Genomic DNA, 23815 nt, shown 5'->3' with positions numbered 1-23815 from the left:
AACATAAGCATTTATACAATCCTACTAATAACCTATGAACCAATTACATTTTGAAGGTGTTTTTAATTTGGAATCTTTAAATCTATCAAGTCATGGAAAATGTAATCCAAGTTGAAGCTTCTATTTCGGCAGATCGTAATAAGGTTTGGGAGCTGTGGACCTCACCGGAGCACATTGTGAACTGGAATTTTGCCAGTACCGATTGGCATTGCCCAAGAGCGCAAAACGATCTAAGAATTCATGGTATGTTCAACTACAAAATGGCCTCTAAAGATGGTCAGGCCGAATTTGAATTTATGGGGGTTCATGACCATGTTGAGGACCAGAATCTTATAAAATCCCACCTGGCAGATGGCAGATTACTGGTTGTTGAATTTAAACAGGATGGGAATCAGACAAAAATATGCGAATCGTTTGAGCCGGAGCCAAACAACTCCGAAGACCTTCAAAGGCAAGGTTGGCAGGCTATCCTGAATAATTTCAAAACGTATGCGGAATCAAGACAAAATCATTAATACGAAATACGGGGTACACTAAATGACCCCGTTTTCTTATTTTTTTACGTTTTTTAATCATGAAGTCCGAATTTCTTCGAAGCTTGATATTTGCTATTTAAAATAGCCATCAGTTCTTTCACTATATCGGGATTCTCCTTTGCAATATTCTTGGTTTCCCCTTCCGCATTTGTATGGTCGTATAATTCGGCATGTCCGTCCGGGTGCAAAATTAAACGATGCGTTGAAGTACGCAGGGTAGCGCCGCTCTTATAGGCAATAGCAGAATGACCTTTGGCCATTGGATTATCTAATATAGGTTTCAAAGAAGTTCCTTGAGCAAAGCCGGGGGTATCTACTCCCGTTAACTCGCAAAGAGTTGGGAAAATATCAATGGTTTCTACCACTCCATCAGCTTTTGCTCCACCCTTTTCAATTCCGGGATAATAGACAATAAGCGGCGAATGCAAAGCTTCCTCAAACAAGCTGTGTTTTCCCCAGATGGCATGCTCACCCAGATGCCAGCCATGGTCACCCCAAAGCACAACCACCGTGTTTTTATGGGCTCCTGTTTTCTTCAGTTCATCCATGATCATCCCCACATGCATATCGGCGTAACTCACACAAGCCGCATAATGCCTGCGAACCTCATCGGCAAACTCCGGGTCTTCGTTTGGATTTTTGCCCCAGCGGTTATATTTCATAAACTCCCCGGATTTATGCCAGGTAGTTACTCCTTGAGGCTTTTGAGGGTGGGCAATTGGAGGCAGTTTTACACTCTTATAATGCGCCATATATTTTGCAGGTGCTCCAAATGGAAGATGAGGTTTAATTAAACCAATGGCCAAAAAGAAAGGCTGGTCCTTTGATGCCAGGCTCTTAAGCTGTTTAATTCCTTCAGAGGCGATTAACCCATCCGGGTAAATAGAATCATCTCCTTCTGTACTTTGAAAAACATCCATATCGCCATCGTGCTTGCGGATTTCGCCATGAGCCAGTCCGTGCATTGCGCCACGGGGATGTTGCCATTCTCCTACTGGCATCAGGTGTTTATCCCAGGCTTTGGGAACTTCGATTGTTGCACTGTCGTTCCAGTCTGCTCCTCCTCTTCCTCCCGGGTGATGAGAAACTTTCCCCACGGAAACCGTGGTATAGCCATTGTTCCTGAACCACTCGGGCATGCTAGGCTTAACTTCTCCCGGGTTAATAGCAAATTTTTCTGCTCTTATAAATAAAGCATCGTTACTTGGCGGACCATAGGTACCTGTTAGCAGGGTATAACGGGAAGGCCCACAGCTAGGTGCGTTTACATAGTGATGTTGGAACGCGCGCCCTTTAGCTGCCAGTGCATCGATATTTGGTGAATGGATGTAATCTTTTCCGAAAAAGTTCAACTCGGGACGCAGATCGTCGATACACAATAGGAGGATATTGGGTTTCTGCTGTTCTTTTGATATTTGTTGGCAAGCATTTAATAGTAATATTAAGAGAACTGGAAATATTGCTTTTAGCTTCATTTTATTCAATATTTAATAAAATTATCATTGGTTTCCGGCTAAAATTTAACCGGACAATAGTATACAAATTATATAAAAAAGTGAGTGATGTAACGGTCATTAAAACATTTCTTAGTGAACCCCCGCCCCCATTGCTACGCAGTCGTCGTTCCCTCTAGCCTCTGGGCTAAGGGGAACGACCCGGTTATACCCCGAAATCTTAATGCCTTATGGAACCAGCCTTTAACCCTCACTCTCCGCGACCATATTTACTGCTGTTAATTAATTTCCAATTCCTCCATCATCTTATCCAACTCTTCTACCTTTAATTTTGTAGGAACAATATCATCTATTTTAACAGTATCTTTTTTGATATACCCCACATATTCCAACCATCCTTTTGAACGAAGTTTTCTTCGTTTTTCCACCAGAATGAATAGGGAATCAGACGCTAATTGCTTTACGGTTGGATATGGATTTCCCATTTCGACTTGGGGATATAGATCGAGCAACACTTTTTTGGCTATTAAAAAATGACCTGCTTTGTTTGGGTGAACGCCATCCGGGATAAACGTAGAATCTTCTTTGATCGACTTTGCGTCGGCTAATATAGGTTGTAGAAAGTTGTGCAAGTCAATCACCTTTAATCCATCATCATTTATGGATAAAAGCCAATTGGTAAATTCATCCAATACTTCATTGTATTTGTAATAAGGATTTCGATAAGAATGTTCTTCGTGTTCCATTCTTAAGTTATCCTTTTGGGGACCAGGATCGAATAGAGTTGGTGTCAATAATATCAACTGAGCTCCTGAAGCTTTTACTTTATCATTTAATTTATAAATGCCTTTTTTATAAGTTTCAAAAATTTCCTTATTGTGACAGGTATAGATTCCGTCATTCATGCCATAGCAAGCCATTACTACATCCGGCTGAACCAAAGCCAAGGCCGAGTCTAACCTGGTATGAACGCAAGGCCTAGGATATGGGTGATTGGCTTCGGAAGCTCCGTTAACCGTTTCGCTGGAAAGACCGATACTTATGATATCCAGTTTTTGCTCGGGATAGTTTTTACGTAAAAAATACTCTATATAAGTAACATAAGCCCCGTTTTGGGTGATACTGTTGCCAAAAATTAAAACTCTTTTGTTGTGTAGTACGCCTTCATCTTTTTCAGATAAAGAACAAGAAAACATAAGGGGAATCAGTAATATCAATAGAAATTGCTTCATTTTAAATATTTTCAAGAGAAAAGGCCAATGTACTAATTTCCGTTCAATTGTTTTGCTTTTAAAATGACCATTGGAAAAATCTATACAAATATTATACTCTTCACCTTTAACTCCTACATCTAAAGCTTTAACGGTTGATTTCCCGAAAATTTGAGGCCCTATTCCATAATGATGTACCCGGGAATCGGCTCTGATTTCACCCTCACTTTTTTAAAATCTCCAATCGCCGACTAAATTTCTCCTATTAACCAGGATTGCTGAATGGAGGTAAATATTTCGCCATTAAATTTGCTGAAATTCCCGCTTCCAGGCAGGCCATCTTATCATCCCAAAAGTAATTTTTTCTGACATCCCATTCTTTTCTTCGGCAAAGGATAGGTGCTATTCGTGATTCCGTGTCACCATCCCCAGGAGAAATCATTATTTCCATATCCTTTGTTTCATTTTCTCTACTTTGACGGATCTGTAATCATCGATAAACCATAAACACCAAGAACTAATCCTTCGAATGACCATTCACTACTCCGGTTTTTCCAGTATTTTCCCAACCACATTAACATCATAATTCACAAAAGTATCCCAGGGACCATTTAACCACAACAAGGCCTTATAACCATCCCCAGCAACTACAATGGGTCGGATATTTCGATATTTAGAATTTGAGGTGATGGCTTCCCATTTTATCGTTGAAATATCATCATAAGCCCCAATGGTTGCGCCATATATTTCATGTCTTCCGCCAAGGTCTTCACCTGTTGATGGATTAACATCTGATGAAATATAAACTTTGGTTGGGTCTGTTGGGTCAAAAGCCATTAAACCAGTGTAGGAACTCTCTACATAGTACAAACACTTTCCGGCAAAAGCAATTTCACGATCGTTCCATTTTTTTCCATCCCATGAGGCAATACGATAGCGATGGTCGGAATTACTTAAATACAACGAATAACCCACATGAGGATTGCCTTTCTCATCCTGCCCCATTGCACAGGTCCATCCGCTGTTTGGCACACTCTCGTAGCCTGCTGGTTTTTCTTTGGTCTCGCTTCCGGTATAAATTTTTTCTCCTTCCGAGGTACGAAGGGGACCATCTTTTAAATCTTTAATTTTGGTACCATCCACCTTGTAAAACGCCCCGTTACGATATTGCGCATAATAAACACTATTGCCATATTGACGTGGGTGTGCATCCGTATAAGATATACCAATCGTATTTTCATCAGGCTGTGCATAACGGCAATATGGTCGCTGACGGCCTTTAACATCGTTGGCAATAAAATGCGTGCGGTTACCCCATGTTTTTCCATGGTCGGAAGAAGTTATAAACGAAGGATTATACGTTTCTCCATCACGATATAAATTATATAGCAAATCCTCATCTTTTAAATGATAAAGATTCATGTAAGTAACTCCACGCCTATCTTCATATACATGGTTATACTGTTTTCTCTCTCCCCATTTTAAATAATCATACGAAGAAGAAATATTGTAATAATGAATCTTTTCGTTTCCATGTTTTGCCCACATAGCAAATATACTCCCATCAGGACGTGCATATAAGGCAGGGACATCGTGATCGTCTGCTTGCAATTCTTCGTGCAAAGTTACCCTTCCCTCAATTGAATCACCTTTTAAATCATACACACCAACATTCACATCACCATTTTGTCCATCTAAACCTCCAATCACTATTTTCCCATTACTAATAATAGCTCGTGGATCCTGGTACCAACACCAACCACCGTTATGCATAAAAGTAGTATGTTGCGCGTCCTCAAGCTCTGCTTTCTCTGTTGGATAAAATTTATTGATATACTTGAACATCTCAGTACCAGCAGTTAAAAACGCCCCACTTCCGTATAGTTCGGTATAATCGGGATAGCTTAAGCCAGGAGCTGCACCAACAGGCTGAACATAACCCACCATTCCTTCTTTGCTAACTGTTCCTGCCAATGTGTTCCAGGCTTTCATTAATACAGGTTCATACGTTTCTTTGTCCAGAATGCCATTGTTGATTCCCCATGCCAAACCAAAAGTAAAAAAGGAAGTTCCACTGGTTTCAATGTTTGGATAGTCCTTGATATCTCCTAATAGTCCTGCCGACCAGGTTCCATCGGGACGTTGGGTTCTTTTCAGCGTTTCGGACATTTTTTTAAAAATATCGATATAAAAACCTCTGCCTTCCCAAGATTTTGGTAAATCAGGAATCATTAAAGACAAACCGCCATAAACCCAACCGTTTCCACGTGCCCAGAAAATTTTTTCGCCATTTTTTTCTTTTTTCTTGAAGTAACTCTTATCGCGGAAAAACAATTGTTCTTCTTCGTCCCACAAATTATCGTAAGTCATACGGTATTGCTTATCCATATATAACAAGTACTTTTTCCAACTGGTCACCTTTGCCAGTCGTGCCCATGTTGGAGGGGCCATAAACAAAGCATCGCACCAATGCCAGTGCCAATCATCCTTTTTATCGCTTTTCATAATAGCGTTGAACTGCTTCATGGTTGGCTGCAACATAAAACCTTTGGCGGTTAATCGGTACATACTCAAATAAAACTGACCTACAGCATGGTCATCGGCATGATACATGCGTTTATGCAATTTCCAGTCGTACTTATTACCCATCATTGTCAGCCAATCTTCGTATTTGTTATCATCCGAAATTTCAGAAAACTGATAAAGCCCCGCATAGAAAGTAGCCGGCAGCCATTCCAGATCGTGATAGCGCTTACGATGATGCCACTTTTTACGGTCTTCTTCCGGTGGTAATGCTCGGTATTCACCCTGATCCTCCCAGGTTTCGATTTGCCAGTTAGCAACACGTTGGGTAAGTTCAAAAACATCTTCTGCTTTGGGTAGCTTATTAGCATTATTGCAAGATACCAGTGCTGTTAAAATAAAAAATAGACTTAGTTGTTTCATACCTTTATATTTTGTTGTAAGGTCGTATGGAACTCGCAAAAATTATCGTCCCCTTTTATGAGAATCTAAGATCAGCATAGCTCCCTCGCTAATTCTGCTCGTTTCATATGTTGTAGATTATCATTGTTTCGGAAAACACATTTTATGTTTACCCTCAATCAAAAGTCGTATTATTTATTAAAATACACTATCTTTAACCTTGTTGTAACGGTACTTGTAACGGTTAACACAAACCGTACAACACAAGTCCACAGACACTTAACACACTATCGTTTCAAACTTAAATTTGCGAATTTTAATTAAAACCAAATTGCATATATTAAATGCAGATGCTTTCGGAAGAGGAAAAAAATAAAATAATCAAAACTGTAACACAAAGTAGTACCTTTCAGAAAGTAACCACTGGTGCTGCTCTCCTAAAATATCTGGCTAAAGCTGAAATAGAAGATACCTTTTTAAAAGAAGATATTATAGACATAGAATTCTTTGGCAAAAAAGACAAACCAGATAAAAGCAATACCCGTGTTCGTGTTAGCATGTATAACTTACGAAAAAAGCTGGATGATTATTATGCCAATGAAGGTGCAAGGAACGAATGGCATGTTGTTATTGATAAAGGACAGTATAGTGTCAGGTACAAAAAAAAGGTTGATGCAAAACTAAAAACCGGTCAATTCATTGGCAAGCATACCCTTATTTATGCTGCCTTTGCTGTCTTCATTATCTCTTTAATAGTAGTTAACCAACCGCCTAAAAAACCAAAAGTATGGGAGGAATTCATTAATAATAAAACTACATTATTTATTGGGGATGCCTTTGGTATGCGGGGCAATACGATTACTGGTCAACCGGGCTTTACAAGGGATTATAATATTAACAGTATTGAAGAATATTATAAATTCATTGAAGGTAAACCCGAATTAAAGAACCAGCTAAAACCAGCATATTATCAATATTTCACCGGAATGGGTGCTTTTGCGACTCGCGACATAGCCCAATTGTTCACACCTTATCATCGTAGGTTTGACATTAAATTCGATTCAAATACATCTTTGGATGATATTAAAAACGGAAATGCCATTTACGCAGGGCCTTTACTTACCAACTGTAAGTTTATTCCTTTCTTTAACGATGCCAACGAGCATTTTAAAGTAAGCAGATATACACTTACCATCAAAGATGTTCCCAACATGAAGGATACAACCATAAACATTTCAACTACAGGAAAAACAATGGATTACGCTATCGTTTCGAAATACCCGGGACCTATGGGAACTGAGCACTTTGTTTTCTTCTCAAATCATGACATGGGGGTTTCAGCCACCGTTGAGTACTTTACCAATATTGATTCACTGAAACAATTTACAAAACAACACCTTGAAGGTCACAAGAACTTTACGGCTTTGTTTAAAGCACATGGGCGGGAAAGAACCAGTTTGGATTTGAAACTGTTATGGGTATTTCCTTTTAATTAGCGACATAAAAAAACTCTCACGGGTGACTATCTACATCATGCTAATGGTCGCCAAGTTTACTCAAACGCCTCCGTTCTAAATCCTGAGGCAGGCAAACCAGCCGTATTAAACAAGGAAGGTTCAAAATAACATTTCCAGCCATACCGAACATGTACCGGCTCCATTATTTCATCGCTCCATACCTCTAACTGACCTTTTATGATTTTAGCCTGGGCAGTTTTATAAACCTTATCCGCACCTGCAATTTCAAAATCATTCAAAGGCTTTTCCATATTCGTAACGCCCAATGGAGCATAATCGAAATGCAGATAGGCCTTACCTTCTTTTAATTCCATTGATTTATACACTGGTCCTGAGAATTGAATACCCATACAACCATAGTCTTTTGACAATGCCCAATATGCCAGGCGCTCTCCCACTTCTCTTTTTTTAGGGGGGTGAATGCAATTCTCCTGTCCAATGTCGTTAGTTACCACCATTCCGGTTTTCTCAACGGTCAACATCGTTTTTAATTGCGACTCTTGTAATTCGACCCAATGTTCCTTCCCCGGGCCGAATGATGCTATCTGCACAAAATAAAAGGGGAAATCACCTTGACCCCAGCGATTTCTCCAGCTGTTAATCATGGCAGGGAACAAACGGGAATATTGCTCTGCATTAAACCTGTTTCCCTCTCCCTGATACCAAATGGTTCCTTTAATGGTATACGGAATTATCGGATTAATCATTGCATTGAATAACCGAGCGTTTTTTTTGCTTTCCTGTTTAGGCATAATGGCCTGATTGTAAAACTCTTTAAATCCTGCTCTAAGTGTTTCCTCTGGAGTCCAGGCCTGAGCAGGAGTTCCTCCCCAACTACTATGGATTAAGCCAATAGGCACATTTAACTTCTCGTTCAAAAGTCTGCCAAAAAAATAAGCTACAGCGCTAAAGTCTTTAGCGGTGTGGGGTTCTGACACTACCCACTCACCGTTGCATACTTCACGCGGTTCGGCACTTGTATTACGTTCAACTGTATATAATCGAATATTATCGTTATTACTGTTTAAGATAGTTTTTTGACTTCCGTACACGGGTTGTCCCATATTACCTTCAAGTGACATGGACATATTAGATTGGCCCGAACATACCCAGACTTCCCCTAGCAATATATCCTTAAATTCAACTTTGGATGATCCTTTAATACTAAGTTCATATGGCCCACCTGCCCCAATAGTTTGAATAAAAGTTTTCCATTTTCCTTGTTTATTGGTTTCAACCGACACTTTCTCACCCCAACCAGCCTTGATTACCACCTTAGCGTGAGGTTTATCCGTTCCCCAAACCGCCACTTGTGTATTGCGTTGTAATACCATATGGTTCGTAAATATGTGGGCAATCTTGGTTTGTGCTGTTATAACCCCAACACAAAAAAGTAATTTTAAAACGATAAGGTTTTTCTTCATTTTGACGCTTTATTAGAAATTCAATTATCAATAATACATTAAAATACGTATTCCGATAAGGCAGATAATATTGTGATTTTAAGGGAATATCACCTCATTAAAAAAAGAGTACCCAAAAGGTCTCGTAATTATTGAAACCCTCGATTATTATTTACAAATTCACGCCGGTTCCTTGCATCGAGTTATCATGATCCCACAGGATAATCCATGGATCTCTTGTTGTCATCTGATAGTCTTTCAGTTTTGCCTTCATCGATTCCAATACTTCGGCATATTCTTTCTCTTGTGCCAGGTTTTTGGCTTCCCAAGGATCAACAGATAAATCAAACAATTCAAACTCCGGGCGGAAAAGATAATCATCCACCTTTCTGTTTCCGTAGTATTGTTCCTTGGCCCTGTAGACGCCTTGCCAGGTGGAAGATGCCCATAAGTCAGATGCAAATGGGTATTCCAAACGCCAGGCTGTGTTCCAGATCAGCTTATACTTATCGCTGCGAATGGCACGCATAGGATAATACATGGTTATTTCGTGGAATGTATGCGAGGCATAGACATGATCCCAACCATCCGCGTTACCGGTTTCAAGCGTTTCTTGAAATGAACTTCCATGAAAATCTTCCGGCTTATATTCAATTCCCGTCATGTCCAAAATAGAAGGTGTTAAGTCTACCCACGAAATCATGGCATTGTTTACTGTGCCTGCTAATCTAGTTGTAGGATCTTTAATAATACATGGCAACTGAATACCTGGCTCATAAACCGTTGTTTTTGCGCCTGGAAAAGCCATCCCGTTATCAGAAATATAAATAATGATAGTATTGTCTATTTTACCCGTAGCCTCCAACATACCCATTAGCTTGCCAAAACCTTGGTCAACACGGGAGATACTCTGGTAATATTCTGCAATTTCTTCTCTGGATTGTTTTGTATCCGGCAGATATTCCGGCACAATCACATCCTTCGGATCATACACCTTAGTTTCAACACCAGCATAGCCTTCTTTTTTATTACCAAAGGTATTGGGCATATCCCATTTCTCCGGTTTAAAAGGATGACCACGGTGTGGGTCATCCGGGCAAAAATACAAGAAAAAAGGCTTGTCAGTATTTAACACACCTTCGCACTTTTCGGCCATTTCAACCGTATTTCTCGGGTCAGCCTCTAACACTTCCTGGAAATGATAAACCGATTCCGGTGCCACATGATATTTTCCTATTCTTGCTGTGACATAACCGGCCTCTTCCATTAAAACAGGTAATGCTTTAACATTGTCGAAGGTACTGAAATGGTGATAGTCGTGAACGTGACCATAGGAGCCGGTTGCGTGTCCAAACTGACCGGTCAAAATTACTGAGCGGCTCGCTGCGCAACTTGCACTTGTACAGTAGGCGTTATTGAACAATACACCTTCCGAAGCCAATTTATCCAGATTTGGTGTTTGAATAATGGGATTACCATAACAGCCCAAAGCATCTTTTCCATGATCATCGGAAACGACTAAAATAACGTTAGGTTTACCTGTTAAAATGATACTTTTCTCCTGTTGTTCAGTGTTGTTTTTACATGAACTTAAAAAAAAGCACATCATCAAAAAAAGTAGCGTAGAGCGCCTAAAAATGCCGTTGTTCATATATTTCTATTTTGAGAATTATTTTAGAGTACAATTTCCAGTAAAATTGACATCAAATATAATTGATCAAGCAAAATTAAATGTATCTGTTAATTTAAATAGGTGGTTTATGGGTAATAGTTGGGTAGTATATTGGGCTAAATTGTTATTTTTACTCAAGCCTTTACTATATTTGCCCTTAATGAAAAAAATAGCGCTAAACGAATATTGCCCTTGCTGCGGATACAATTCTTTAAATCCGGAAAAAAGATTAGAATTGGAGATTTGCCAAATATGCTATTGGGAAGATGATCCCTTGCAGTTTAACGATCCTAATCTTCAATATAGTTGCAACCTTGTTTCTCTTGCCCAAGCCCAAAAAAACTTTGATGAAATTGGCGTTAGTTTCCACGACATGAAGATGTATTGCCGGAACATCACCCCGGAAGATAAAAGGAACCCGGAGTGGAAATAGAGGTAGAGAGCAGAGAGCCATAAGAAAAAGACGGAGACAGGAAAGATGTGATTATATTTGGCATGACAGAACCATTATGTAGATTATAAGTATATATTTGCCGGATTAAAAATATTAATTAAAATAATATGTCTATATTTAATTTTGGTGAATACGTTGAAGATAAAAACTTTAAGGTTCTCAACGAACGTGTTGTAAGAGGAAATTCCGGCTTAATGCTTTTATTGGGATTTATTGCATTTGTGAATGCCTTCGTCATTAAAAACTATATTGTACTTCCGTATATTTCGGGTTTTCTGTTATTTAACTTTTTAGTAGCGGTATTGGTTAATCCAAAATTTGCGCCTACCGTATTTTTATCATGGCTTTTTGTCCGGAAGCAAAGCCCGTTGCATATTGGAGCCATACAAAAACGCTTCGCCTGGAGTTTGGGCAGTGCCTTATCCGGCGCTATATTTATCCTTTCATTTTATTTACTGAAGGATGTAAGTTACTTTGAGCCTATCTGCATCATGTGCCTGATTTGCCTGGTGCTGTTATTTTCAGAAACAGCATTTGGTATTTGCATCGGATGTAAGTTATATCACTTATCTGTTAAAATAGGTTTGATGAAAACACCGGAAGAAAAACCAAATTGTATGGGCGATGCATGCGAGGTTTAGTTTAGCCTAACAGTCATCGGTTAATCAAGGGTGAAGCAACCCATATCCAAACCAATGGTGTGGTACTTCCCCTTGCTCTCTGTAGCAAAGGGAAGAGACCTAAATACGTCGCCACCAATCACCATTGACTAACAACCATTGATCAACTGCTATTGTTGCAGCCCTTTAGCGCTGCGATCTTCCAGCGGAGGAGCCGGAGTAATCAGGTGCTTGTTATGCTTCACTTCTTTAAGTACTTCTTCCACCACCTTTTCCATTTGCGGATCTCTTCCCTGCATCAGGATATTTGGATCGTCCCACACTTTAAAATCAGGTCTAACCCCTTCTCCTTCCCAGAACCAGTGACCATCGTTATCGTACAACCTGGCTCCTGGGACCGTAATGGATCCTCCATCAATCAACCGGTGACCGGTAGCCGGCCCAACCAAAATACCCAATGTGCGTTCTCCAACAATAGGCCCGGCTTTAAGTTCCTGGAAGGCCCACGGCAGACCATCACCACCAGAACCTGCCCATCCATTAATCAGCATTCCCATTGGGCCTGTGTTGGTTTTAATAGGGTTCCTGTGGTCCTTACCATGACGCCAATGCAGATGACAATTAACAGGGCGCTGCAGTAGTTCCAGGAACCTGTCGGCTAACTGCCCTCCTCCGTTAAACCGCTCGTCAATAATAAATCCTTTTTTATCGAGCTGTCCGTAATACATGCTGACCAGTTCCATCTGTCCCTGGCTCGAAGTGTTAGACATATATATGTATCCCAGTTGCCCGTCGGATAGTTCATCAACCATTTTTCGGTTATTTTCTATCCACTCCAGATATCGCAATGTTCGTTCCTGACCACCAGTCATACATTTAACAACCACGTCTTTGGCTTCATTTTCTTTACCCGATGAAGAAATTTTGAGCAAAATTGTTTTCCCTCCCAGACCTTCAAACGCCGCATAAGGATCTACATCCGGATCCAAAGGAATACCATTTACAGAGTGAATATAATCACCTACCATTACTTTAACCCCGGGTTTATCAAATGGAGAACGCACCTTTGTATCCCAATTGGCTGGTTGAACAATTCGTTTAATTTTATAAAGCTTTTCTTCTTTTGTCCAGTCAATTCCTAAGTATCCTCCTTGTGTGGAAGGCGCACTTTCCATTTCACCTCCACTTGCATAAGTATGACCGGCACTAAGCTCTGCTACCAAGCTAGCCTGAATGATGTTGATATCCCACCTTGTTCTGGCATCTTCAACTAGCTTACCATATCGGTCACGCATGGTCTTCCAATCGACACCCTGCATGTTGGGATCGTAGAAGAAATCGCGGTGCCTGCGCCAGGTGTCGGCAAATATCTGCTTCCACTCTTCTTTTGGAACCCAGTTCATCACCATATCATTGGTCGGAACGGGTTTGTCTATTTTTTGGGATGGAGCTGGCTTAATGATTCCGTATTTACCGTTTGATCCTACCAACATAGCCTTTCCGTCGGCCGTAACAGAGACATGGCTCACATTATCCATTATTTTTTTCTCCTCATGTTTTTTCAAATCGAAAAGGTAAAGTGAACTCGTTTTGTTGCCCGAACCCGTATTGGGCCTGCGTAAAAACACCAGCTTGCCTTTAAATGTTGCCAGCCTGCTTATATTACCTGCTTTGGGAGGAAGAACTTCCATGCGTGCTTCGGCATCTGTAAAATCTATTTCAACTTTAATCCCTTTGGCATTCTTTTCTCCATTCGCATTTTTCTCATCATCTTTTCCGTTAACCTTCTTTGCCTCATCATTCTTTCCATTCTCTTTTTCCTTCTTCTCGGAATCGCTGTTACTTTTATCCTCTTTTAGGGCTACGGTATCGTTTTTGGCCTTAAGTAAAAGCGGAATATCCTTTTTTAATGCTATGGAAGCAATTTGGGTACTATTGGGGTATATCCAGGTTCCGTCACCTAACGAAGAATAGGCGGCATTCATACTCCTTTTGGTCAGGTAGAAAATATACTTACCATCCTGGCTAAATACCGGATAGGTGTCGTCGTAAAAACCGCTGGTTAGCTGCTGTTGAACCTTTTTTTCTACGTTGTAAACCATCACTGCTTCATTGCTATTTTCCAATCCCAGACTATATGCCAACCATTTAGAATCGGGTGACCACGAAAGCTGAAAACCAAACCTTGAAGAATGGCCAATATTCCATTGGCTCTTGCCTGCTTTTGTAAGTTCCCCGTTATCTGCATCTATTACCCAAATAGTATTGGTCTCGTCAATAAAGGCCATCATTTTACTATCGGGTGACCAGTGTATCTTGTAGCCAAAACCTTTTCCCCGCCGGGTTAGTTTTTGGGGTTGGTTGTTAGTTTGTGTGTCTTGCAACCAAATTTCATACTCTCCCGATCTGTCACTCCAATAGGCAATGGTTTTGCCATCCGGCGACCAGGCCGGATTTTGATCAAAAGCTCCGCTTGATTGTGTTATATTGAGTGTATAACCTTCCTTCACCGGAACATTAAACAACTCGCCCCTCGCTTCGAAGGCGATACGGGTGCCTCCGGGTGAAGCTGAAGCATTAGAGATTTTTTTACCTACGTATTTGATCCTTGGTATTTCAACAGACAAATCACTGACTATCTTTACATCCACCTTCCGTGATAATTGCGTTGAAGCATCCATCACATACAACTCGCCACCAATTTCGTAAATCAGTTCTGTTTTACTTCCGGATAAAAATGAAATGTCGAAATTTTTATGTTTAGTTATCTGGGTTTTAGCCTTTGTGGCCGGATTATATTCCCAAATATTTAAGCGCATATTCGCATCCCTGTCCGATAAAAAATAAACCTTCTTGTCAATCCAGGCCGGTTTGCCATCATTTGCCTCATCAGTTGTTACTCTTTCTGTTTTGCGGGTATTAAAGTCGTAAATAATGATATCGGAAGTAAGACCTCCCCTGTATCTTTTAAAAGGATAGTTCTCGGTTATTTTAGTGATATATGCCAATTGTTTCCCATCCGGAGAAAAGGAAGCAAGCTCTCCATAAGGGATGCTTAACTCTTCAGGCAATCCACCTTTTTTATCCACCATAAAGAATTTATTTAACCTGCCAATGCCGCTATTTCTGCCTGAGGCAAACAAGATCTGTTGACCATCCGGATGCCAATCAATCATCCTGTCAGAAAAAGAATTGTAGGTAACCCTGTTAGGTATACCTCCTTTTACAGAAACCACATAGACATCTGAATTACCATTGTATCTGGCTGTATATGCAATTTCTTGTCCGTTGGGAGAAAATTTTGGCCAGGATTCTTCTCCTGGCGAATGCGTGATTTGCATGGCCGTTCCTCCATTTTTGTCAACAATCCAAATATCCCCTCCGTATACAAAGGTTATTTGCGTTTCGGAAATATCCATGTAACGCATCAGTTTGGCACTTATCTGTCCTGATACTCCTAACGAAAAAGTTAATGCAACACACAACAATACTATATTTTTCATTCTTTTAATATTTAGAAAATCCTGATAATCGGTGCAATTACAGCCATGTTATTGTTCTACGTAAAGAATTGGCAAAACAGTATATAGACCCGCATAATTACTCCGACCATGTCGGCTTCATGTGGAAATTGATTAGATAATTTATACTTTAAGACAAGACAATGAATAAGATTTTATTCAACTGTTGCTTAAGTTAAGAAAATAATCCCGTAACAAAAAACAATGAAGAAAGACATAAAAATACCGCTGATAAAAATTACTTCCATATCTTTCCACATTTAATTCCTTATGTGATAATAACCTAACTATCTGACGTACTAGTGACCTAGTGTATGCGTAGTATGGCATTTCATGCACCATCCTTCGAATATACACTGCTGTTTATTAACCGTAAATCCGTGCATTTATGGTACCACACCCCCATTACGTTTATACTCTGTTTGTTGTGCGTTCGTTTATTTTATCATAACCCGATCTCCACCAAAATCGTTTTCTTTCGTTTTTTTTAAGCGTTGGGCGCCATTTTTAAATCATCTCTCTTTTGTCAGCAGCATTCAAATTTTAGTGATACCTAAAACCGCAGGCGATAGGCAAAAAAATCCCGTAGATTACACCCATTGGCATCTCTACGGGATTTCTTCTATATCCTAAATAAATATTCAGTTTAAGGCTTCCAATATTTTTTTAATATACATTGGGTATACGTTAATTTTTTTTACAAATCCAGCACCATCTTCTCCAGCTCATCTCCACCGGATAACATCAGTTCCGGGTTTTCAAGCATTTTCTTTAAGGTAACCAAGAAACCAACGGAATCTTTCCCGTCGATAATACGATGGTCATAGGATAAGGCGGTGTACATAATGGGTCGGATCTCTACCTTGCCATTTACGGCCATTGGTCGCTCAACGATATTGTGCATGCCCAATATGGCCGATTGTGGGGGATTGATCAATGGTGTGGAAAGCATAGAACCGAACACACCTCCGTTGGTCACGGTAAAGGTGCCACCGGTCATCTCGTCCAGGCTAATTTTACCGGCTCTGGCTTTAACGGCCAACTGCTTTAGCGTTTCTTCTATTTGAGCCAGGCTTAATGATTCGGTATTTCTGATTACCGGTACCATCAATCCTTTTGGTGTTTGAACCGCTACGGAAACATCCACATAATTTGGCGTTACTATCTCGTCAGCATCAATCATGGAATTTACCATAGGGTGTTTTTGCATGGCCAGGGCCGATGCTTTAATAAAGAAAGACATGAAACCCAATTTGACACCATGCTTTTCCACAAACAAGTTCTGGTACTTTTTGCGCATAGCCATAATGTTGCCCATATCCACCTCGTTAAAAGTGGTCAACATGGCGGTTTCCTGTTTTACTGCTACCAAACGGGCACTCAGCTTTTTACGCAAGGAGCTCATTTTTTGCCGGCCCAGCTCGCGTTCTTTGGGCTGTGCAGCTAATCCTTGCGCAACCGGTGCAGCCCCCCCGTCCACACCTTGCGCTTTGATGGCATTAATTTCTTTTTTAGATATGCGATGCAGTCCGTTGATAACATCTTCAACCGTCCATCCTTCCTCTTCCATAAGGTTTTGGGCTACCGGGCTTACCTTAACCTTTGCATGTCCTTCGGAAACAGGTTTCTTTTCTGCTGTTTTCGTTTCAGGAGCTTGGGCTTCTGTGGCCGGAGTTTCCTCATGCACAGTTGCTTCCGAACTTTCTTCGGGAGCAACCGATGTATCGATGGTACAGGCTATTTCACCCACTGCAACCGTTTGCTCCTCTTCTACCAATATTTTAATTTTCCCGGCCTTGTCCGCGTTTAAGGTAAGTGTGGCCTTGTCTGATTCTATTTCTGCCAATTCCTGGTCTTTGTTTACCACGTCACCATCGTTCACCAACCAACTGGCAATTTCTACTTCGGTAATGGACTCTCCCGGGGAAGGGACTTTTATCTCTATTATCATGCTATTATTTTTTCAATCAGTGACTTAAATCTTATTTTCTAAATTTCTCCACCTATCCGACAGACGGGCAAAGCGAAGTTGCTATGTAAATACCTTTAATTCGTTATGCGTCGGTTTAAATTAATCTGATTATTTCCCGCGCCAGGGCACCGGGTTATACATACAATCCCTACAAGACTGTTTTGTTTATATTTTCACTCCTTACACTTAAAAAGATGTCTCTGAATCATCAATTATAGCTTCATAAAGGCTTCAGCTGCCAGGCTTGTGAAGACCTCAAATTGGTCGTTTACTTATCGTAAATGACCCATTTGAGGGCAAGCATATCACGGCAGTCGGAGTTTTTATAGACGCTAAATTGAAAATCTGGGCTTTTCCTGAAAATACTTATGCTGCTTTAATATTTCCTTTCTGTCTTTGCCTTCAACACACTGTAAACCGCAATATTTGTTTTTAAGCTCACAATGGCATTTTTTAAATATCTTGTCCACTATTTCCTTCTGCCCTACCATATGTAAGCCGTTCAAACCCGTAGCAGGACTACCACTGGCCAAACGAGCAACCGGAATCAGGTTAACACCCTTAAACATGCCTCGAATATATTTCCACGCCCCCATATTCTCGGGTTCTTCCTGAACCCAAAGATGCAGGATAGCGTTTTTATATTTGGTTAAGATCCCTTGCAGCTGATCATTAGGAAAGGGGTGCATTTGTTCGATTCTAATTAATGCCACATCCCGGGCATTCAGTTCCTCTTTGCGCACCAGCAAATCATAATAAACCTTTCCTGTGCAGAACACAACCCTTCTAACCTTCTCTGCGTCAACGTTAATATCGTCAATTACCTCCCGAAATTTACCCTTGGCTAATTCATCTATTGTTGAAACACATTTTGAATGACGCAACAAACTTTTGGGCGTAAAAATAATCAACGGCAAGCGAATATCCCGCATTACCTGTCGCCGCAGCACATGAAAAAGGTTAGCTGGCGTTGTGCAGTTAACCACTTGCATATTGTTATTGGCTGCCATCGATAAAAAACGCTCCACACGTGCACTGGAATGCTCCGGCCCCTGACCTTCGAAACCATGCGGCAAATACAACACCAGGCCGTTCATCAAACCCCACTTTTCTTCTGCCGAACTGATATACTGGTCGATAATCACCTGGGCCACATTATAAAAATCCCCGAACTGGGCTTCCCAGATAGTCAAGCCATTGGGTGTTGCCAGGGCATAACCATAATCGAATCCCAGAACCCCGTATTCCGAAAGGTGGGAGTTGTACACGTTAAAACGAGCCTGATCATCTGACAAATGTTTCAAAGGGAAATATAGTTTCTCGGAATCTTCAATGGTCAATCCGGCATGTCTGTGGGCAAAGGTACCTCTTACCGAATCTTGCCCGCTTAAGCGCACCGGGTGTCCTTCGGTGACCAGCGTGGCATAAGCCAGTTGTTCGCCCATGGCCCAATCCAAACGATCTTTCGCCACCATTTTTTTACGGTCGTCCATAATCTTATGCACTTTCCTAAAAAATGGTAAATCATCGGGCAAGGCCGTCAACTTCTCGCTCAACGCAAGTAACTTATCCTTCTCTACACCTGTTTCAACCGACGTGATAAAATCCTTAGGCTCGGAATACCGGAACCCCTTCCAATAATCCTCCAGGAACCGCTGGATAACCACTTTATCAATACTCTTGGAATCTTCCAACTGTTTTTCCAGATATACGTCGAACCCCTTTTGCAAGGCATTAATTTCTTCCCTAGAATACACCTTTTGTTCCAACAGCTTTTCTCCGTAAACATCTCTGGGATTAGGATGTTTGGCTATCGACTTATATAAAGTAGGCTGTGTAAACCTGGGTTCGTCCCCTTCGTTATGCCCGTATTTACGGTACGAAAGCACATCAATAAATACATCGGCATTAAATTTCTGTCTGAATTCCACGGCCAACTCCAGCGCATATACCATGGCTTCGGCATCGTCGCCATTTACATGGAAAACAGGGCTTCGGGTTACCTTACCCACATCCGTGCAATAAGTACTGGAACGGGCATCCAGGTAATTGGTGGTAAAACCCACCTGGTTGTTGATGACAATATGAATCGTCCCCCCGGTTTTATACCCCTTAAGCTGACTCATCTGAACCACCTCATAAACTACACCTTGCCCTGCAATGGCGGCGTCACCATGAATTATGATAGGTATCGCCTTGCTAAAATCCTTCTCGAATTTGTTATTAATGATGGATCGGGTAATACCTTCGATAATGGGTCCCACCGTTTCCAGGTGCGACGGGTTGGGCGCCAGGTTAATCCTCACTTTGTTACCATCATCTGTAATAATGTCGTTTTGATAACCCAGGTGATACTTCACGTCCCCTAATGAAATTCCTTCGGCATATTCATCGCCCACAAATTCCTTGAAAATATTTTCGTACGGTTTTTTCAGGATATTGGCCAGCACGCTTAATCTGCCGCGATGCGCCATACCGATCATAACCTCCTGAATACCCAAATTGGCGCCTTTGCGGATAAGAGCATGCAAGCCGGGAATGATGACCTCACTCCCCTCCAGCGAAAAACGTTTTTGGCCCACAAACTTTTTATGGATAAAACCCTCGAAACCTGCTGCCACATTCAGTTGGTCGTAAATACACTTTTTCTTCTCAATTGAAAAATCAGGCGTATTCCGTGCGGATTCCATTTTTTGCATCAACCACTCCACTACCTCCGGATGACGAATGTATAAATACTCTACTGCAACCGATTCGCAATACGTTGTTTGCAAGTGCTCGATGATGGTCTTCAATTTTGCTTTACCTATCCCCAGCTTAGAGCCTGCCTCGAATTCCTTTTCCAGATCGGCTTTTTCCAGGCCAAAGTTCTCGATATCCAAGGTTGGAAAATACTGCCGTCGCGAACGAACCGGGTTGGTTTTGGTAAACAAGTGTCCCCTTTGCCTGTAGCCATGAATCAGGTTGGCCACATTAAATTCTTTGCTCAACATTCCGCCGGAAGACGTTGTATCGTAATTTTTACGGGCAAATTCAAAGCCCTTAAAGAACAACCTGAAACTTTCGTCAACCGATTCAGGGTCGTTTAAATAATTTTGGTACAGCTCTTCTATTGTCTCTATTTCGCTGTTTCCCACAAATGAAAATTCTTCCATAGAATAGTTCCTTATCCGCGTAATTTAATTCCTGTAGATTAATTCAACACTTTTACTTGACGAATATCCTAAACTAAGGCATTCGTTATGTTACCCTTGAGGGTTTCAATCTCCCATTTTTAGTACAAACCGATAAAATATTTTAATCGATCATTGCATACGTATCATATTGGATTCGATATAAAATGCAAGATATGTATTTTAAGGATTGATTATTCGCATTAGCAGCTGAAATCTTTTAAAAAAATATTTAAAAACTAATTATTTTTATTCTTTTGCATTTATCAATCATCGAAAACGCAATTCATGACGAATTTTTTAAGACACCTTGCCCAATATTATTTTAATAAGTATCAAACCAATATATCCGAATTTTGTTTTGTTTTTCCCGGTAGAAGGGCAGGACTTTTTTTTCAACAACATTTAAGCCAGTTGATATCAAAACCCCTATGGTCGCCCAAAACGATTACCATCAATGAGTTTATCCAGGAATTTACTACCTATCAAATTGCGGATAAAATCACCCTGGTGTTTGAACTATATCAGGTGTATGAAGAGATTTACCGCACAGGCACAAGTTTCGATGAGTTTTTGCCCTGGGGCGAAATTATATTGAACGATTTTGACGATATAGATAAATACCGCGCCAATCCTCAACAGGTATTCTCCAATTTACTGTCCATCAAAGAAATTGAAGACGACTATAGTTTTCTCACCGAAGACCAGATCAATACCATTAAAAGTTTCTGGCATACTTTTAATCCCAACAAGCTATCGGAACACCAGACTGAGTTTATTAAAATATGGGAGAAGTTGTACGAGGTTTATGAACTTTTCAACCAGCGCTTACACGATAAAAACATGACCTACGAAGGTGCTGTCTATCGTAACATTGCTGATAAAATTGATCAAAAGGAACCCTTGGATATACCCTATCCCAAAGTGATATTTGTGGCCTTTAACGCCTTAAACAGTTGCGAAAAAAAATTGTTCCATCATTTGCAAATTGGAAACAAAGCTGATTTCATATGGGATTATACACCTTGGCTTCTGCCAGATAAAACACCCCTTCCAAACCCTCATGAAAGAATGAAAGCGAACGAAGCCGTTCGTTTTATTGAGGATAACCTGCGCAATTATCCGGCACCTGCCGATTGGCACTTCCCTCACAACCCTGAAATGCCTGAAATAAAGATTACATCGGTGGCTACGGACACCGCGCAAACTCAGGTGGCACATCAATTTCTACAAGAAATACCTAAAGGTGGGAATAATACAGAACTCCATTCGGCATTACAAACAGCGGTTGTTTTAACCGATGAAACTATTTTGCTACCTGTTTTACATAGTATTCCGGATGAGATTGAAAAGGTGAATATAACCATGGGATATCCTATAAAAAACACACCAGCCTATGGATTGCTGGAGCTTGTTTTTGACTTGCAAAAAAACAGCCGGAAAACAAAGGCCGGTAAAACATGGTTTTATTTCAGAAATGTAATTCCCATCCTTACCCATCAGTACATTGAGCCTTTAAGTCCAGAATTACACAAAGAAATGGCTTATTCCATGACCAGGCGGAACAAGACTTATATCGAAGGTCATGAGCTGGACAAAAGTAAATTATTGGGTTCTGTTTTCAGGGTGGTTGAAAAAAGCGAGGACTTTTCGACCTACCTGATTGATTTACTTCAACAGATGTACGCCGGACTAAAAAATAGCGACCACAGTCAGGTCATAGAAAAGGAGTTTATTTATCAACTGCACCTGACCATTACGCAGCTGGCGGACTTGATTAATAAACTGAATGTGGAAATAAACCCGGAGACCTGGATTAAGCTTTTTAAAAGAGCTGCGGACTTAAAGAGTATTCCGTTCAGTGGAGAGCCGCTTAAAGGATTACAGGTCATGGGAATTCTGGAAACAAGAGCGTTGGATTTTGAAAACCTGATTATCCTGAATATGAACGAGGGCGTATTTCCACAGTCAGGAGCCACGAACTCTCTGGTTCCTTACAGCCTGCGAAAAGCGTTTAACCTGCCAACCATCGAGCATCAGGATGCGATATTCGCCTATTATTTTTATCGTTTGATTCACAGGGCAAAGAAGGTTCAACTATTGTACAATTCATCTGCGCAAGGGATGCAAACAGGTGAGATGAGCCGCTTCCTGTTCCAGTTGAAATATGAATATCCCCCCGAAAAACTGAGTTTTTCAACTGCTGTGGATAATATTAACATTACACCTTCAAAGGATTTTTATGTAGATAAGGATGAGAAGATCATGGCTATATTGAATCAATTTCTGGAAGGTGGATCCAGAAAACTATCGCCCAGTGCGTTGAGCACCTATTTTGAATGCCCCATCCGCTTTTACTACAAGTATATTCTCAAGGCTTCGGAGCCGGATGAGATAACGGAAGAAATTGACCCCCGGATTTTTGGCACCCTTTTTCACGAAACCGTGGAAGAAATATACAAACGCTTTGTAAGTATGGAGGTACAGCCTCAGGATATTGAAACTTTGGCAAGGGATAAGTATTCCATAAACAGGGCATTGCATGCCAGTTTTAATAAATATTTCAACCAGGATTTAAATCAAAATGATTTTAAAGATATTCAGGGCAAGAATATTTTAGTGTTCGACATTATCAAAAAATATGTTTTCCAGTTTTTAAAGGTCGAAAAACAGCATGCCCCATTTTACCTCAAAGGTTTAGAAAAAGAGGTAAGTACCAATCTCAGGGTTAACGATAAAAGTATTTGCCTGGGGGGAACCATAGACCGCTTGGACGAAAAAGATGGCGCCGTTAGGGTTATCGATTATAAAACCGGAGCAGGCGATGAGCACTTTAGCAAAGTGGAAGAACTGTTTCTGCAATCGAAACATAAATCCAAGAAGGCAATTTTTCAGACCTTGCTATACAGCTACATCCTTAAACAAAGCGATTCGGAACTACCGGCTTATTTGCCCGGTGTGGTATGGATTAAAAAGATTTTTACTTCACCTGATTATTCGCTGAAGAAAGGTACACCAACCCATAACCAAAAACTTACCCTTCAAGCCGTGGAAGAAGAGTATATTGAACATCTTAAACAACACCTGGACGATTTATTTAACAAAGACATGGCCTTTACGCAGACCCAACATGCCGACAGTTGCGTGAAGTGCAGTTACAAGGGGGTGTGTGGGAAATAGTGTGTCAGCATACAGTCCCGAAAATATCAAAATTTAATATCTTGTCATATTTGCGAGCTTCCTCGGTAAACCTTTCAAATTGAAATATGGTGTTTTTCGGGATAGACTTTATGGTGTCAGCAGTTGAACCCGGATTATGTATTGGAGGTTCGTCATGAGCATTGCAAGTACAATAAA

General features: G+C 40.7%; 14 protein-coding genes. 5 read left to right on the top strand and 9 right to left on the bottom strand.

Translation table 11 applies throughout. The annotated features are described in order from the left end of the window. Positions 1-92 precede the first annotated feature (92 nt). Entirely contained in the window at positions 93-515 is a 423-nt protein-coding gene (locus ACRD64_RS15510) for an SRPBCC domain-containing protein (protein WP_430934363.1), read from the top strand. A 53-nt stretch (positions 516-568) separates the two neighbouring features. Here the strand turns inward: ACRD64_RS15510 and ACRD64_RS15505 are convergent, their stop codons facing one another. The 4 genes from ACRD64_RS15505 to ACRD64_RS15490 form a co-directional block, all read right to left on the bottom strand. Further along, a complete protein-coding gene (locus ACRD64_RS15505; protein ID WP_430934362.1) occupies positions 569-2011 on the bottom strand; it encodes a sulfatase in 1443 nt (480 codons plus the stop codon). 257 nt (positions 2012-2268) lie between these two features. Next, entirely contained in the window at positions 2269-3222 is a 954-nt protein-coding gene (locus ACRD64_RS15500; protein ID WP_430934361.1) for an SGNH/GDSL hydrolase family protein, read from the bottom strand. 244 nt (positions 3223-3466) lie between these two features. Then, positions 3467-3652, bottom strand: a complete 186-nt coding sequence (locus ACRD64_RS15495) for a hypothetical protein (protein ID WP_430934360.1) — start codon at positions 3650-3652, stop codon at positions 3467-3469. Between the two features lie 89 nt (positions 3653-3741). Next, a complete protein-coding gene (locus tag ACRD64_RS15490; RefSeq protein WP_430934359.1) occupies positions 3742-6147 on the bottom strand; it encodes a glycoside hydrolase family 88 protein in 2406 nt (801 codons plus the stop codon). Positions 6148-6476: 329 nt separating this feature from the next. Here ACRD64_RS15490 and ACRD64_RS15485 point away from each other — a divergent pair, with 329 nt between their 5' ends. After that, on the top strand, positions 6477-7622 hold the full coding sequence (locus tag ACRD64_RS15485; protein WP_430934358.1) for a hypothetical protein: 1146 nt from the start codon (positions 6477-6479) through the stop codon (positions 7620-7622). Between the two features lie 56 nt (positions 7623-7678). Here the strand turns inward: ACRD64_RS15485 and ACRD64_RS15480 are convergent, their stop codons facing one another. Continuing rightward, entirely contained in the window at positions 7679-9067 is a 1389-nt protein-coding gene (locus ACRD64_RS15480; RefSeq protein WP_430934357.1) for a sialate O-acetylesterase, read from the bottom strand. A 151-nt stretch (positions 9068-9218) separates the two neighbouring features. Further along, positions 9219-10697 carry a sulfatase family protein gene (locus ACRD64_RS15475; RefSeq protein ID WP_430934356.1) on the bottom strand — a complete coding sequence of 493 codons (1479 nt, stop codon included), beginning with the start codon at positions 10695-10697 and terminating at the stop codon, positions 9219-9221. 181 nt (positions 10698-10878) lie between these two features. Between ACRD64_RS15475 and ACRD64_RS15470 the strand changes: the two genes are divergently transcribed. Both ACRD64_RS15470 and ACRD64_RS15465 read left to right on the top strand, forming a co-directional pair. Next, the gene (locus ACRD64_RS15470; RefSeq protein ID WP_430934355.1) at positions 10879-11151 is read left to right on the top strand and encodes a CPCC family cysteine-rich protein; all 273 of its coding nucleotides are present in this window, start codon (positions 10879-10881) and stop codon (positions 11149-11151) included. Between the two features lie 128 nt (positions 11152-11279). Beyond that, entirely contained in the window at positions 11280-11813 is a 534-nt protein-coding gene (locus tag ACRD64_RS15465) for a DUF4395 domain-containing protein (protein WP_430934354.1), read from the top strand. Positions 11814-11962: 149 nt separating this feature from the next. Here ACRD64_RS15465 and ACRD64_RS15460 read toward each other — a convergent pair whose 3' ends face one another. The 3 genes from ACRD64_RS15460 to ACRD64_RS15450 form a co-directional block, all read right to left on the bottom strand. Beyond that, entirely contained in the window at positions 11963-15295 is a 3333-nt protein-coding gene (locus tag ACRD64_RS15460; protein WP_430934353.1) for a S41 family peptidase, read from the bottom strand. A 715-nt stretch (positions 15296-16010) separates the two neighbouring features. After that, complete coding sequence (gene odhB, locus ACRD64_RS15455; RefSeq protein WP_430934352.1) at positions 16011-17264, bottom strand: 2-oxoglutarate dehydrogenase complex dihydrolipoyllysine-residue succinyltransferase; 1254 nt, start codon at positions 17262-17264, stop codon at positions 16011-16013. 353 nt (positions 17265-17617) lie between these two features. Then, positions 17618-20440: a 2-oxoglutarate dehydrogenase E1 component gene (locus tag ACRD64_RS15450; RefSeq protein ID WP_430934351.1), complete on the bottom strand. Its 2823-nt coding sequence runs from the start codon at positions 20438-20440 to the stop codon at positions 17618-17620. A 306-nt stretch (positions 20441-20746) separates the two neighbouring features. Here ACRD64_RS15450 and ACRD64_RS15445 point away from each other — a divergent pair, with 306 nt between their 5' ends. Next, positions 20747-23638: a PD-(D/E)XK nuclease family protein gene (locus ACRD64_RS15445; protein WP_430934350.1), complete on the top strand. Its 2892-nt coding sequence runs from the start codon at positions 20747-20749 to the stop codon at positions 23636-23638. Positions 23639-23815: the final 177 nt, after the last annotated feature.

It is taken from the genome of Saccharicrinis sp. 156, assembly GCF_050589685.1.
Lineage (GTDB): Bacteria > Bacteroidota > Bacteroidia > Bacteroidales > Marinilabiliaceae > Saccharicrinis.
Note: the sequence above shows the minus strand (reverse complement) of the source record. Positions and strands in the feature narration are given on the sequence as shown.

Coding starts and splice junctions, on each gene's coding strand:
- ACRD64_RS15465 (WP_430934354.1), top strand. CDS start 11,280: ATGTCTATATTTAATTTTGGTGAATACGTTGAAGATAAAAACTTTAAG.
- ACRD64_RS15485 (WP_430934358.1), top strand. CDS start 6,477: ATGCTTTCGGAAGAGGAAAAAAATAAAATAATCAAAACTGTAACACAA.
- ACRD64_RS15470 (WP_430934355.1), top strand. CDS start 10,879: ATGAAAAAAATAGCGCTAAACGAATATTGCCCTTGCTGCGGATACAAT.
- ACRD64_RS15500 (WP_430934361.1), bottom strand. CDS start 3,222: ATGAAGCAATTTCTATTGATATTACTGATTCCCCTTATGTTTTCTTGT.
- ACRD64_RS15475 (WP_430934356.1), bottom strand. CDS start 10,697: ATGAACAACGGCATTTTTAGGCGCTCTACGCTACTTTTTTTGATGATG.
- ACRD64_RS15510 (WP_430934363.1), top strand. CDS start 93: ATGGAAAATGTAATCCAAGTTGAAGCTTCTATTTCGGCAGATCGTAAT.
- ACRD64_RS15505 (WP_430934362.1), bottom strand. CDS start 2,011: ATGAAGCTAAAAGCAATATTTCCAGTTCTCTTAATATTACTATTAAAT.
- ACRD64_RS15445 (WP_430934350.1), top strand. CDS start 20,747: ATGACGAATTTTTTAAGACACCTTGCCCAATATTATTTTAATAAGTAT.
- ACRD64_RS15450 (WP_430934351.1), bottom strand. CDS start 20,440: ATGGAAGAATTTTCATTTGTGGGAAACAGCGAAATAGAGACAATAGAA.
- ACRD64_RS15490 (WP_430934359.1), bottom strand. CDS start 6,147: ATGAAACAACTAAGTCTATTTTTTATTTTAACAGCACTGGTATCTTGC.
- ACRD64_RS15460 (WP_430934353.1), bottom strand. CDS start 15,295: ATGAAAAATATAGTATTGTTGTGTGTTGCATTAACTTTTTCGTTAGGA.
- ACRD64_RS15495 (WP_430934360.1), bottom strand. CDS start 3,652: ATGGAAATAATGATTTCTCCTGGGGATGGTGACACGGAATCACGAATA.
- odhB (WP_430934352.1), bottom strand. CDS start 17,264: ATGATAATAGAGATAAAAGTCCCTTCCCCGGGAGAGTCCATTACCGAA.
- ACRD64_RS15480 (WP_430934357.1), bottom strand. CDS start 9,067: ATGAAGAAAAACCTTATCGTTTTAAAATTACTTTTTTGTGTTGGGGTT.